The sequence below is a fragment of the Pseudomonas sp. SDO524_S393 genome (assembly GCF_054071875.1).
In genome coordinates, this window is record NZ_JBSVVZ010000043.1 from 1 (window position 1) to 13,214 (window position 13,214).

A 13,214-nucleotide genomic window follows, 5' to 3' on the forward strand; every position below is an offset into this window, starting at 1 on the left:
TCAATCACCTGATGTGTCGGATGACACACCGCTTTCGCGAGCAAGCCCGCTCCCACAGTTTTGATTCGGTTTCTTCAATTGGAGACGTCGGCGATCGCCTGAGCCAGCAACCCCAGCCGCGTCGAGTCAATTCCGGCCATGCTCGCCCGGCCTGAGCTGACCATGTACACGCTGTGTTTCTCCCGCAACTGCTTCACCTGTTCGGCACTCAAACCGGTGTAGGAAAACATCCCGCGTTGCGCACCAATATGCGCATAGCGCTCGGCCAAACCGTGGGGCGCCAGCGCCTCCAGCAGCCCGGAACGCAACTGCGCAATTCGTGAGCGCATGGCTTCGACTTCGCCGGCCCACACCTGTTTGAGATCGGCATCGCCGAGGATAGTCGCGACGATCGCAGCGCCGTGATCCGGTGGCGTCGACCACAGGTTGCGCGCGGTGTTCGCGAGTTGGCTGCGCACATCGGTCAGCTTCTCGGCATCTTTCGCGCATACGATCAGCGCTCCGACGCGGTCGCTGTACAGGCCGAAGTTCTTCGAGCAGGAACTGGTTACCAGCACTTCCGGCAGCTCGGCGGCGAACAGCCGCACGGCCCAGGCATCCTGTTCCAGGCCGTCGCCAAAACCCTGGTAGGCGAAGTCGATCAGTGGCAGCAACTGGCGCTCGCGCACGATCTGCAAGACCTGGCGCCAGTCATCCCGGGACAGGTCAAAACCGGTAGGGTTGTGGCAGCAGGCGTGCAGCAGCACGACGTCGCCCTGGGGCACGCTGGACAGGGTCGCGAGCATCGCCGTCACATCCAGACGATTGTCCGCCCCCACGTAGGGGTAATGACTGACCTTGAGCCCGGCCTTGGCAAAGATGCTTTCGTGGATCGGCCAGGTCGGGTTGCTCAGCCACACGCCCCGGCCCGGCAGGTGCTGGGCGATGAAGTCGGCACTCAAGCGCAGGGCACCGGTACCGCCCGGGGTCTGGGTGGCGCCGGCGCGGCGTTCGCCGATCAAGGCCGAGTCGGCACCGAGGACCAGCTCAGTGATCAAGCTGCCGAACGCGGTGTTGCCGTGGCCGCCGATGTAGGTCTTGGTGGTTTGTGTGTCCACCAGGCGCTGCTCGGCGACTTTCACCGAATGCGGGATCGGCGTCAGGCCCTGGTCATCCTTGTACACACCCACGCCGAGGTCGAACTTGTTCGGGTTGGTGTCCTGGGCATACAGGTCCATCAGCCCGAGGATCGGGTCGCCGGGCACGCGGCCAATGGCATCGAAATGCATTACTTGCGGCCCTCGGCGTCCTTGGCCACTTCGTCGGTGCGCGCAGCCATGATGAAGTCGTTGCGGTGCAGGCCCTTGATGGAATGGCTCCACCAGGTCACGGTGACCTTGCCCCATTCGGTGAGCAGGCCCGGGTGATGGCCTTCGGCCTCGGAGATGTCACCCATGGCATTGGTGAAGGCCAGGGCGAATTTGAAGTTCTTGAACAGGAAGACCTTTTCCAGCTGCATCACGCCGTCGCGCACTTCGATGTTCCAGTCGGGGATCTGCTTGAGCAGCACCGGCAGTTCTTCATCGCTGACTTGCGGGGCATCGGCGCGGCAGGCTTCGCAGTGGGCTTGGTTCAAGGTGGTCATGTGGGGTGTCCTGAATTCGAATGTATGAAGGTCAGTGGCGTCACCCTAAAGCAACGCGGGGCCAGGGAACAGACTCACCTGGCCTCAAGATGTAAGGTTCACGCAGCCTTGGGCTTGGGTGGAAACTTCGGTGCATGCAAGCCAAGCTGCATGCCGTGTTCGACCATGCCCATGATGTCTTCCTGCGCCACCTCGAACAGGCGCTTGAGGTCGGGCAGCACGAAGTACAGCGGTTGCAGGATGTCGATGCGATACGGCGTGCGCATCGCTTCCAGCGGGTCGAAGACTTGGTGTTCGGGTTCGGAGGACAGGCTGTACACCGTCTCCTTGGGTGACGACAGAATGCCACCACCGTAGATGCGTCGACCGGCAGGCGTGTCTACCAGGCCGAACTCGATGGTCATCCAGTACAGCCGGGCCAGGTACACCCGCTGTTCTTTGGTGGCCGCCAGGCCGAGTTTGCCGTAGGTATGGGTGAATTCGGCGAACCAGGGGTTGGTCAGCAACGGGCAGTGGCCGAAGATCTCGTGGAAAATATCCGGCTCTTGCAGGTAGTCCAGTTCTTCACGGGTACGAATAAAGGTCGCCACCGGGAACTGCTTGCTGGCGAGTAATTCGAAGAAGGTCTGGAAGGGGATCAGTGCCGGCACCCGGGCAACTTGCCAGCCCGTGGTTTCGGCAAGCACTTTGTTGATTTCGCCCAGTTGCGGAATGCGATCCAGGGGCAGGCCGAGCTTGTCGATGCCGTCCAGGTATTCCTGGCAGGCACGACCCTCGATCACTTTCAATTGGCGAGTGATCAGGGTGTTCCACACCGCGTGTTCTTCCGGCGGGTAGTGGATAAAACCTTGCGCATCGGGCTCGCGGGCCACGTACTGCGTCTGCTTCATACGGCTCTCCTGCTAGGCATTCGTTCTTTTTATGTCCTGCGATGCCTGTATTGATACCCGGTGCGGGCCAGGATTCCACTGCTCAAATGGCTGGATGCGTAGGAATATTTACCGTTTTTCGTAAAGTATTCGTTACGGTTGCGCAGTTGGTCTCTGTGATGGGCTGGGAAATGCCCATAACCTGTCACATAATCTTGACGCTTATCTGCGCCTCAGCACAAAAAACGCGGCGCTTCCTACCTTTCGGGCCTTTTTCATGCGAATCAAAGTTCACTGTCAGAACCGCATCGGCATCCTGCGGGACATCCTCAACCTGTTGGTGGGATACGGCGTCAACGTGGCCAAGGGCGAAGTGGGCGGTGAGCACGGCAACGCCATCTACCTGTTCTGCCCGAACCTGGTGAACATGCAGTTCCAGGCGTTGCGCCCGCAGTTCGAAGCGATTGCCGGGGTATTTGGCGTCAAAAGGGTAGGGCTGATGCCCAGCGAGCGTCGGCATATGGAGCTCAATGCCTTGCTCGGTGCCCTGGAGTTTCCGGTCTTGTCCATCGACATGGGCGGCTCCATTGTCGCCGCCAACCGGGCGGCGGCGCAGTTGCTCGGCGTGCGGGTGGACGAGGTGCCGGGCATTCCCCTGTCGCGCTATGCCGAGGATTTCGACTTGCCGGAGCTGGTGCGCGGGAGCAAGTCGCGGATCAATGGCTTGAGGGTCAAGGTCAAGGGTGACGTTTTCCTGGCGGACATCGCGCCGCTGCAATCTTCCGAGCACGATGACAGCGAAGCCATGGCCGGTGCCGTATTGACGCTGCACCGTGCCGACCGGGTGGGGGAGCGTATCTACAATGTGCGCAAGCAGGAGCTGCGTGGCTTTGACAGCATTTTCCAAAGCTCCAAAGTCATGGCCGCCGTGGTGCGCGAAGCCCGGCGCATGGCCCCTTTGGATGCGCCTCTCTTGATAGAAGGCGAAACCGGTACCGGCAAGGAGTTGCTGGCCCGCGCCTGTCACCTGGCCAGCCCGCGCGGCCAGTCGCCGTTGATGGCGCTCAACTGTGCGGGGCTGCCGGAGTCGATGGCCGAGACCGAACTGTTCGGCTACGGCCCGGGTGCGTTCGAAGGGGCGCGGGCCGAAGGCAAGCTGGGGCTCCTGGAGCTGACGGCCGGCGGCACGTTGTTTCTCGACGGTGTGGGGGAAATGAGTTCGCGTTTGCAGGCGAAACTCTTGCGCTTCCTGCAGGACGGTTGCTTCCGTCGCGTCGGCAGCGATGAAGAGGTGTACCTCGATGTGCGGGTGATCTGCGCGACCCAGGTGGATTTGTCCGAACTCTGCGCCCGGGGTGAATTCCGTCAGGATCTCTACCATCGCCTCAATGTGCTGTCGCTGCATATCCCGCCGCTGCGCGAGTGCCTTGATGGCCTGGAGCCGCTGGTCGAACACTTTCTCGATCAAGCCAGCCGGCAAATTGGCTGCCCGCTGCCCAGGCTGGCGCCGGCGGCGATGGACCGGCTGAGTCATTACCATTGGCCGGGCAATGTGCGCCAACTCGAGAACGTACTGTTCCAGGCGGTATCGCTGTGCGATGGCGGTACGGTCAAGGTCGAGCATATTCGCTTGCCGGACTACGGTGTGCGTCAGCCGCTTGGCGATTTCTCGCTTGAAGGTGGATTGGAAGAAATTGTCGGGCGGTTCGAAAAAGCTGTACTCGAAAGCCTGTATGCCGAGCATCCCAGCAGTCGGCAGTTGGGTAAGCGTCTGGGGGTGTCCCACACCACCATCGCCAACAAGTTACGCGATTACGAAATTCTCAAGTCTGAGCGCGGTTAAAAAGTGTGGGAGCTGGCTTGCCTGCTCCCACAGTTGATCTTTGTCGTTTTCAAGGACGGGGCTTGCCGCAGGCGGCAGTAGTCCGCCGTTTTTTCGACTCTCGTTCGACCATCAGTTCTTCATACCCGCCTGCAAAGCCCCGCCCCGCCTGGACTTCTCCACCTTTTAAAAAGTTGGTTCGCAAATTGCTTAAGCCTCATCAGTACCGTGGTGGGCGGCAAGCGTCCGTCAGAAAGAGGAAAGAGTGTGGACAAGTACCTTTATGTGGCAATGACCGGCGCCAGCCAGAATGCTCTGGCGCAAAAGGCCCACGCCAACAACCTGGCGAACATTTCCACCAACGGTTTCCAGCGTGACCTGGAGCAGGCGCGGTCGATGCCGGTGTTCGGTGACAGCTTTCCGGCGCGTGCCTTTGCCATGACCGAACGGCCGGCCACTGACTTCTCGCCTGGTGCCATGGTGGAAACCGGTCGTGACCTGGACGTGGCCGTCAACGGCAACGGCTGGCTGGCCGTGCAGACCCCGGACGGCGGCGAAGCCTACGTGCGCAGCGCCAGCATGAACGTCGACGCGCTCGGCGTACTGCGGGCCGGCAACGGCATGCCGATCATGGGCAACGGTGGCCCGATTGCCGTGCCGCCCCAGCAGAAAATCGAAATCGGCTCCGACGGTACCGTGAGCATCCGCGCCATGGGCGAGGGGCCGCGGGTCATGGCCGAAGTCGACCGCATCAAGCTGGTCCAGCCCGACCTCAAGAACATGAACAAGGGCCTGGACGGCACCATCCACACCAAGGATGGCCAGCCGGCACAGGCCGACGCAAACGTCACGCTGACCTCGGGTTTCCTGCAGGCGAGCAACGTCAACGCCGTTGAAGAAATGACGGCGGTGCTGGCGCTTTCCAAGCAATTCGAGCTGCACATCAAAATGATGAACAGCGCCAAGGAAGACGACCAGGCCATGACGCGCGTCATGCAGATGAGCTGATCGAGCCCGTTAACTAATTTGTGATGCGGCGCCAACAAACAGGCGCACGAAGGAGAACAGCATGCTTCCGGCTCTATGGGTTGCCAAAACCGGTTTGTCCGCCCAGGACACCAACCTGACCACCATTTCCAACAACCTGGCGAACGTGTCGACCACGGGCTTCAAACGTGACCGTGCCGAATTCCAGGACTTGCTCTACCAGATCAAGAAGCAGCCTGGCGCCCAGTCGACCCAGGACAGCGAACTGCCGTCGGGCCTGCAATTGGGTACCGGTGTGCAGATCGTCGGCACCCAGAAGAACTTCAGCGCCGGTAACCTGCAACAGACCGGTCAGCCGCTGGACATGGCCATCAACGGCCGTGGTTTCTTCCAGATCCTGCAACCGGACGGCACCACTTCCTACACCCGTGACGGCACCTTCCACCTGGACTCCAATGGCCAGATCGTGACCGCCAACGGCTTCGCCCTGGAACCGGCGGTGGTTGTGCCTGCCGATGCCAAGACCTTCACCGTCGGCAACGACGGCACCGTGTCGATCACCGTGGCCGGCAACCCGGCGTCGCAAGTGATCGGCAACCTGCAAACCGCCGACTTCATCAACCCGGCCGGCCTGCAGGCCATCGGCAACAACCTGTTCCTGGAAACCGCATCCAGCGGCGCGCCGCAGATCGGCACCCCGGGCCTGAACGGTTTCGGCACCACCCTGCAAAGCACCCTGGAAACCTCCAACGTCAGCACCGTTGAAGAGATGGTCAACATGATCACCACTCAGCGCGCCTACGAGATGAACTCCAAGGTGATTTCCACCGCCGACCAGATGCTTTCGTTCGTAACGCAGAATCTGTAATCAAGTCTATGGGGCGCTCTTGAGGGCGCCTGCAACACCGTGAGGTAAGGGTCATGAATCGCTATGTTTCCGTTCTGGCATTGAGTGGGATTGCCGTGCTCGCGGGCTGTGTCGCCCCGACGCCAAAGCCCAATGACCCGTACTACGCGCCGGTGTTGCCGCGCACGCCACTGCCGGCGGCGGCCAACAATGGTTCGATCTACCAGGCGGGTTTCGAGCAGAACCTGTACAGCGACCGCAAGGCGTTCCGGGTCGGTGACATCATCACCATCACCCTGAACGAGAAGACCCAGGCCAGCAAGAACGCCAACTCCCAGATCAACAAGAACAGCAAGACCGGTATCGGCCTTACCTCGCTGTTCGGCGGCGTGCCCAACACCAACAACCCGCTGGGCAGCGGTGACCTGAGTCTGGATGTGGGCTATAGCGGCGACCGTGCCACCAACGGCAAGAGTGCGGCAGGCCAGGGCAACAGCCTGACCGGTTCGATCACCGTGACCGTGGCCGACGTGCTGCCCAACGGCATCATCGCCGTACGCGGTGAAAAGTGGATGACCCTCAATACCGGCGACGAGCTGGTGCGCATTGCCGGTATGGTGCGGGCCGATGACATCGCCACCGACAATACCGTGTCGTCCACGCGCATTGCCGATGCACGCATTACCTACTCGGGTACGGGTTCGTTCGCTGATGCGAGTCAGCCGGGCTGGTTCGACCGTTTCTTCCTTAGCCCGCTGTTCCCGTTCTAGGTGGCCACTTTGAAACTCAAACAGCTGATGGCTGCGGCGCTCCTGCTTTCCTTGAGCGCTGTCGCCCAGGCCGAGCGCCTGAAAGACATCGCCAGCATCTCCGGCGTGCGCGCCAACCAGTTGATCGGTTACGGCCTGGTGGTGGGGCTCAATGGCACGGGTGACCAGACCACCCAGACCCCGTTCACCCTGCAGACCTTCAACAATATGCTCTCGCAGTTCGGGATCAAGGTGCCGCCTGGGTCAGGCAACGTACAGCTCAAGAACGTCGCGGCGGTGTCGATCAGCGCCGACTTGCCGGCGTTCTCCAAGCCGGGCCAGGTGCTGGATATCACCGTCTCGTCCATCGGCAACTCGAAAAGCCTGCGTGGCGGCACCTTGCTGATGACCCCGCTCAAAGGTATCGACGGCAACGTCTACGCCATCGCCCAGGGCAACCTGGTGGTGGGCGGTTTTGACGCCGAGGGCCGCGACGGTTCGAAGATCACGGTCAACGTGCCGTCGGCCGGTCGTATCCCGGGTGGCGCCACGGTCGAACGCACCGTGCCCAGCGGTTTCAACCAGGGCAACAGCCTGACCCTGAACCTGAACCGTTCGGACTTCACCACCGCCAAGCGCGTGGTCGACAAGATCAACGACATGCTCGGCCCGGGCGTGGCGCAGGCCATCGACGGCGGTTCGATTCGCGTCACCGCGCCGCTGGACCCGAGCCAGCGTGTGGACTACCTGTCGATCCTGGAAAACCTCGAGGTCGATCCCGGCCAGGCCGTGGCCAAGGTCATCATCAACTCGCGGACCGGCACTATCGTGATCGGGCAGAACGTCAAGGTATCGCCGGCGGCAGTGACCCACGGCAGCTTGACCGTGACCATCACCGAAGACCCGATCGTCAGCCAGCCGGGACCTTTGTCCAACGGCCAGACGGCGGTGGTGCCGCGCTCGCGCGTCAACGCCCAGCAGGAAGCCAAGCCGATGTTCAAGTTCGGCCCGGGAACTACCCTGGATGAGATTGTCCGCGCGGTGAACCAGGTGGGCGCAGCGCCCGGCGACTTGATGGCGATCCTCGAAGCCCTGAAACAGGCCGGCGCCTTGCAAGCCGACCTGATCGTGATTTGAGGCCGTGGCCATGGATATGCGCAAGAGCGGGATCAGCAGCACGGCGGACTCGGGGTCTTACTCCGACCTGAACCGGCTCAACCAGCTCAAGGTGGGCGACAAGAACAGCGAAGCGAATATGCGCAAGGTGGCGCAGGAGTTCGAGTCGTTGTTCTTGAGCGAGATGCTCAAGTCGATGCGCTCGGCCACCGAAGCGTTGGGTAAGGACAACCCGATGAACACGCCGGCCGCCAAGCAGTACCAGGAAATGTACGACCAGCAGCTCGCGGTGTCGTTGTCCCGCGAGGGCGGCGGTATCGGCCTGGCCGACGTGCTGATGCGCCAGATGCAGAAGAACAAACCGGTGGACGCCCAGGCAGCCACCTTGCAGGGCCCCGCAGCCGCGGAGCCGGCGAAGAAGGTCGATGTGCCGACGGAAATCGCCGCCGGTACCCAGGCCGACGGACCGCTGGGCCGCTCCAATGGCCAGCGTCCGCTGTGGGCGTATCGCGTGGCCGAGCCCCAGGCGGGCGCGGCGGCCTCCCATAGCAATGACATGGAACTGATGAACCAGCGCCGAATCGCGTTGCCGAGCAAGCTGACCGACCGTCTGCTCGCCGGCATCGTGCCGAGCACCGATGCGGCTGTCGCCCAGCCCGCGCCACTGCGTAACAGCGCTGCCCAGGACAACGTGATCAACAGCGCCGCGCGCAGCTTTGCCGTGCCAAGCGGGCGCATGCAGGTCTACGGGCGTGCCGTGGCCCAGCCACCGCTGGCGCCGGCGAAAAAGGCCTTCAGTTCGCAGGACGAATTTGTCGCCACCATGCTGCCGATGGCCAAGGCCGCCGCCGCACGTATTGGGGTCGATCCGAAGTACCTGGTGGCCCAGGCCGCGCTGGAAACCGGCTGGGGTAAATCGGTGATGCGCGCCGAGGACGGCAGCAGCAGTCACAACCTGTTCGGCATCAAGGCCGGGCAGAGTTGGCAGGGCGGCCAGGCGCGCGCGATCACCAGCGAGTTCCGCGATGGGGCGATGGTCAAGGAGACGGCGCAATTCCGTTCCTACAACTCCTATCAGGACAGCTTCCACGACCTGGTGACGTTGCTGCAAAGCAATGATCGCTATAAAGAAGTTGTGAAGTCAGCCGACAACCCGGAACAGTTTGTACGCGAGTTGCAAAAAGCCGGATATGCAACCGACCCGGACTACGCCAGCAAGATTTCGCAGATCGCAAAAACGATGAACAGTTACCAGAATTACGCTGCCGTTGGCGCAACCACCCATTTATAAGGTCTGAACCATGAGTTTGCTCAGTATCGGGATGTCAGGGCTCAACGCCTCCCAAGGATCGCTGTCGGTCTTGAGTAACAACATTGCCAACGCCAACACCTCGGGCTACTCGCGCCAGCAGACCACTCAGAACGCCAGCGCCTCGAACCCGTATGGCGGCGTGTTCATCGGCAGCGGCACCACCCTGGCGGATGTGCGCCGGGTGTACAACGAATTCCTCGACGCGGCGTATCAGAACAGCACTGCGTTGAATAATGACGCCAAGGCCTATGCGGCCCAGGCGAATGCGGTAGACAAGACGCTGTCGGACAAGACCACCGGCATGTCTTCGGTGCTCAGCGCCTTCTTCGCCGCCGTGCAGACCTCGGCGGCCAACCCGAGCGATGTGTCTGCGCGCCAGGTATTGCTGACCAGCGCCCAGACCCTGAGCAACCGCTTCAACGCGATCTCCGGCCAGTTGAACCAGCAGAAAGAGACGATCAACAGCCAGTTGAAAACCATGAGCGATCAGGTCAACCAGTTGACCTCGTCGATTGCCTCGCTCAACAAACAGATCACCCAGGCCCAGGGCTCGAACAACAGCGCGCCGGCCAACCTGCTGGATGCGCGTAACGAAGCCGTGCGTTCGCTCAACGAGCTGGTGGGCGTCACCACCAGCGAAAAGAATGGCGTGTTCAGCGTCAGCACCGGTACCGGTCAATCCCTGGTGCTGGGCGACCAGTCCAATACCATCTCGGCGGTTCCGAGCAACAGCGACACCAGCCAGTACACCATCCAGCTCAACATGAGCGGTGGCACCTCGGTGGACATCGGCAGCGTACTGAGTGGCGGCAGCATTGGCGGCCTGTTGCGTTATCGCAGCGATATGCTGATGCCGGCCATCAATGACCTGGGCCGTATCGCCATTGCCACCGCCGAGACGATCAACAGCCAGCTGGGCCAGGGCCTGGACCTGAACGGCGAGTTCGGCTCCTCGTTGTTCAAGGACATCAACAGCGCCGCGGCCATCGCCCAGCGCAGCCAGGGTGCCGTCGGCAACAGTGCCGGCTCGGGCAACCTGAACGTGACGATCAAGGACTCCAGCAAGCTGTCGACCTACGACTACAAGGTCACCTTCACCAGCGCCAACAACTACACCGTGGTGCGTTCCGACGGCAAGGCCATGGGTGCCTTCGACGTGACCACCACGCCGCCACCGGTGATCGACGGTTTCACCCTGGCGCTGAACGGCGGCGGGCCGATGGCCGCCGGTGACAGCTTCAAGGTCAGCCCGACCGCCAATGGGGCCACCAATATCGGTACCGATCTGAAGGACGCCAACAAACTCGCGTTCGCCGGCCCGTTGCTGGGCGAGGGCAGCAAGACCAACCAGGGCACCGGGACGTTCACGCCACCGACCCTGACCGTGCCAATCGACATTCACGGCGGCGCCGACACCGCGCAGCTGCGGACCGGGATCGAGCACTCGATGCCGGTGAAGATGGTCTTCGGCAAGCCTGCCGCCGACGGCACTCAGACCTACACAGTCAACGATGCCCAGGGCAACCCGATCGGCACCGGCAGCATCATCCCGGGCCAGAGCAACAAGATCACCATCGACGTGCCGATGCGCGATGCCAACGGTGCGTTGGTGGTGCCGGCGAAAAGCTTCAAGTTCGACACCACGGTCGGCGGTGCGCCGTCCGAAGGTGACAGCACCACGTTCTCGTTCAACGCCTCGGGCAAGTCGGACAACCGCAACGCCCAGTCGCTGCTCGACCTGCAGACCAAGGCGACGGTCGGCCTGAACGATGGTGCCAGCGGCATGAGCCTGGTCGGGGCCAACAGCAACCTGGTTTCGACCGTGGGCGCCAAGGCGGCTTCGGCCAATACCGACAACACCGCGACCGGTGCGGTGCTCAAGGCCAACCAGGATGCACGCAACTCGGTGTCCCAGGTCAACCTGGACGAAGAGGCGGGCGACATGATCAAGTTCCAGCAGTACTACACCGCGTCGTCGCAGATCATCAAGGCCGCGCAAGAAACCTTCAGCACGCTGATCAATAGCCTTTAAGGGAGCCTGGGACGATGCGTATTTCTACCGCTCAGTATTTCGACACGACGACCGCCAAGTATTCGGATAACTATTCCAGCGTGGTCAAGGCGCAGAACCAGGCCACCACGGGCATTCGCGTGGAAACCGCGGCGGATGATCCGGTGGCGGCGGCGCGCCTGCTGATGCTGCAACAGCAGAAGGACTTGCTTGGCCAGTTCAACGGCAACATCACCAGCCTGAAGAACTCGCTGACCAACGAAGAAAGCGTGCTCAACTCGATCAACGATGCGCTGCAAGCGGCCAGCACCCTGGCCCTGCAGGCTGGTGGCTCGCTCAGTGACGCGGACCGCAAATCGATCGCCGGCCAGATCGGCGCCCTCGAAGACCAGGTGCTGGGCTTGCTCAACAGCAAGGACTCGTCGGGCAACTACCTGTTTTCCGGCTCCAAGACTTCGACGCCGCCCTACAGCCGCAACAGCGACGGTACCTACACCTATCAGGGCGATGAAACCCCGCTGAGTCTGCAGGTTTCCGACACGCTCAAAGTGAGCGCGGGCGATACCGGCAAGAGCATCATGTCGGGCGCCGTCAACTCGGGCCGCACCCAGGCGACCTGGATTCAGCCAGCGATTCCTCCGGCGCCGCCGGTGGTCAACGACAACAAAGTGTCGGTGTCGGCCGGCCTGGTGACGTCGGGCAGCGATTACACGCGTAAATTCGCCGATGGCCAGCCCTACAAGCTGACCTTCACCAGCAGCACGCAGTACACCGTGACCGACAAGGACGGCAACGACATCACGTCGGAGATCCCGGGCAACGGCACCTTCGACTCCACCAAGGAAGGCGCTTCCACGGTGAGCCTGCGTGGCGTGAACTTCGATATCAACCTGGACCTCAAGGGTGTCGCGCCCGGGCCGGACTCCGATGCGCTGGTCGGGGGGCGTTCCTTCAGCCTGGCGGCCAAGCCGGACACCTTCGGGGTCTCGCGCACTGCCAGCAACGCGTCCACCGCGCAGTTGACCAACGCCCAGGTGACCAACCAGGCCGCCTACGCCAGTACGTTCCCGGCGAACAGCGGGGCGGTGATCAAGTTCACCAGCGGCACCGCCTACGAGGTGTATGCCCAGCCCTACACCGCCAACAGCAAGGCAATCGCCACCGGTGATACCGGCGGTGGGACGACGGTCACGGCGGCGGGTGTGACCTTCGACGTCAGCGGCACGCCGCAGGCGGGCGATCAGTTCGCCGTATCGGCCAGCACCCAGAAGACCCAGAACGCACTGGATACCCTGAGCCAGTTGCGCCAGGCCCTGGAGCAGCCGGCTGACGGCAATCCGGCGGCGACACTCAAGCTCAAGGATGTGATCAACTCGTCCGTTGCCAACCTTGCCAACTCCCGGGCCCAGGTCGACAACGTGCGTGGCTCCATCGGTGCGCGGACCGCGGCGCTGGATATCCAGACCGCCGAAAACACGAGCATTGGCCTGGCCAACACCAGCACCATGAGCGACCTGGGCAACATCGACACCGCGCAGGCGGCGATCAACCTGACGCTGCAACAGACCATGCTGCAAGCCTCTCAGGCGGCCTTCGTGAAAATCTCCCAGCTGACCCTGTTCAGCAGAATGTGACTTTCACCGCGCAAAAACGACGGCCCACCCCGGAAACGGGGTGGGCCGTTGTCGTTTTTGCGACTTAATTGTTTGAAGGTTTTGAATAAACCACAGAGAATTGAGTGACCTGTGAGTCATAAAGCGCATCTTCACTGTATCGTGCGAAAAGGATAAGTCGCCTGCGGGTCTTTGTTTGGCGGCTTTCAGCGAGATTTTTGCGGGGTCATCCCCTTTTATTGTCAGCATCCGGCGAGCCTGTTC

Annotated in this window: 11 protein-coding genes; 8 read left to right on the forward strand and 3 right to left on the reverse strand. The window is 62.0% G+C overall.

Annotated elements, in window-relative coordinates; all coding sequences use genetic code 11:
* Nucleotides 1–74: 74 nt before the first annotated feature.
* The 3 genes from ACW9IB_RS18760 to phhA form a co-directional block, all read right to left on the reverse strand.
* Nucleotides 75–1,268: an amino acid aminotransferase gene (locus ACW9IB_RS18760; RefSeq protein ID WP_457414870.1), complete on the reverse strand. Its 1,194-nt coding sequence runs from the start codon at nucleotides 1,266–1,268 to the stop codon at nucleotides 75–77.
* Nucleotides 1,268–1,624, reverse strand: a complete 357-nt coding sequence (locus ACW9IB_RS18765; protein WP_016976549.1) for a 4a-hydroxytetrahydrobiopterin dehydratase — start codon at nucleotides 1,622–1,624, stop codon at nucleotides 1,268–1,270. The genes ACW9IB_RS18760 and ACW9IB_RS18765 overlap by 1 nt, the downstream gene beginning before the upstream one ends.
* Nucleotides 1,625–1,722: 98 nt before the next feature.
* Nucleotides 1,723–2,514 carry a phenylalanine 4-monooxygenase gene (phhA, locus tag ACW9IB_RS18770; protein WP_457366092.1) on the reverse strand — a complete coding sequence of 264 codons (792 nt, stop codon included), beginning with the start codon at nucleotides 2,512–2,514 and terminating at the stop codon, nucleotides 1,723–1,725.
* A gap of 256 nt (nucleotides 2,515–2,770) precedes the next feature.
* Between phhA and ACW9IB_RS18775 the strand changes: the two genes are divergently transcribed.
* From ACW9IB_RS18775 to ACW9IB_RS18810, 8 genes are all read left to right on the forward strand, one after another.
* Entirely contained in the window at nucleotides 2,771–4,336 is a 1,566-nt protein-coding gene (locus ACW9IB_RS18775; protein ID WP_457414872.1) for a sigma-54-dependent transcriptional regulator, read from the forward strand.
* Between the two features lie 246 nt (nucleotides 4,337–4,582).
* Nucleotides 4,583–5,323 (forward strand): flagellar basal body rod protein FlgF, encoded by a 741-nt coding sequence (locus tag ACW9IB_RS18780; protein WP_457366090.1) that lies wholly within the window; start codon nucleotides 4,583–4,585, stop codon nucleotides 5,321–5,323.
* 61 nt (nucleotides 5,324–5,384) lie between these two features.
* Complete coding sequence (flgG, locus tag ACW9IB_RS18785; protein WP_457366089.1) at nucleotides 5,385–6,170, forward strand: flagellar basal-body rod protein FlgG; 786 nt, start codon at nucleotides 5,385–5,387, stop codon at nucleotides 6,168–6,170.
* Between the two features lie 53 nt (nucleotides 6,171–6,223).
* Nucleotides 6,224–6,919 carry a flagellar basal body L-ring protein FlgH gene (gene flgH / locus ACW9IB_RS18790; protein ID WP_457366088.1) on the forward strand — a complete coding sequence of 232 codons (696 nt, stop codon included), beginning with the start codon at nucleotides 6,224–6,226 and terminating at the stop codon, nucleotides 6,917–6,919.
* A 27-nt stretch (nucleotides 6,920–6,946) separates the two neighbouring features.
* Entirely contained in the window at nucleotides 6,947–8,035 is a 1,089-nt protein-coding gene (locus tag ACW9IB_RS18795) for a flagellar basal body P-ring protein FlgI (RefSeq protein WP_457366124.1), read from the forward strand.
* Between the two features lie 10 nt (nucleotides 8,036–8,045).
* Entirely contained in the window at nucleotides 8,046–9,305 is a 1,260-nt protein-coding gene (gene flgJ, locus ACW9IB_RS18800) for a flagellar assembly peptidoglycan hydrolase FlgJ (RefSeq protein WP_457414874.1), read from the forward strand.
* Nucleotides 9,306–9,315: 10 nt separating this feature from the next.
* A complete protein-coding gene (flgK, locus tag ACW9IB_RS18805) occupies nucleotides 9,316–11,358 on the forward strand; it encodes a flagellar hook-associated protein FlgK (protein ID WP_457366086.1) in 2,043 nt (680 codons plus the stop codon).
* A 14-nt stretch (nucleotides 11,359–11,372) separates the two neighbouring features.
* A complete protein-coding gene (locus tag ACW9IB_RS18810; protein ID WP_457366085.1) occupies nucleotides 11,373–12,971 on the forward strand; it encodes a flagellar hook-associated protein 3 in 1,599 nt (532 codons plus the stop codon).
* Nucleotides 12,972–13,214: the final 243 nt, after the last annotated feature.

Excerpts from the sequence above, each read along its gene's own strand:
- phhA (WP_457366092.1), bottom strand. The coding sequence starts at position 2,514 with ATGAAGCAGACGCAGTACGTGGCCCGCGAGCCCGATGCGCAAGGTTTT.
- ACW9IB_RS18795 (WP_457366124.1), top strand. The coding sequence starts at position 6,947 with ATGGCTGCGGCGCTCCTGCTTTCCTTGAGCGCTGTCGCCCAGGCCGAG.
- flgJ (WP_457414874.1), top strand. The coding sequence starts at position 8,046 with ATGGATATGCGCAAGAGCGGGATCAGCAGCACGGCGGACTCGGGGTCT.
- flgK (WP_457366086.1), top strand. The coding sequence starts at position 9,316 with ATGAGTTTGCTCAGTATCGGGATGTCAGGGCTCAACGCCTCCCAAGGA.
- flgH (WP_457366088.1), top strand. The coding sequence starts at position 6,224 with ATGAATCGCTATGTTTCCGTTCTGGCATTGAGTGGGATTGCCGTGCTC.
- ACW9IB_RS18810 (WP_457366085.1), top strand. The coding sequence starts at position 11,373 with ATGCGTATTTCTACCGCTCAGTATTTCGACACGACGACCGCCAAGTAT.
- ACW9IB_RS18775 (WP_457414872.1), top strand. The coding sequence starts at position 2,771 with ATGCGAATCAAAGTTCACTGTCAGAACCGCATCGGCATCCTGCGGGAC.
- flgG (WP_457366089.1), top strand. The coding sequence starts at position 5,385 with ATGCTTCCGGCTCTATGGGTTGCCAAAACCGGTTTGTCCGCCCAGGAC.
- ACW9IB_RS18765 (WP_016976549.1), bottom strand. The coding sequence starts at position 1,624 with ATGACCACCTTGAACCAAGCCCACTGCGAAGCCTGCCGCGCCGATGCC.
- ACW9IB_RS18760 (WP_457414870.1), bottom strand. The coding sequence starts at position 1,268 with ATGCATTTCGATGCCATTGGCCGCGTGCCCGGCGACCCGATCCTCGGG.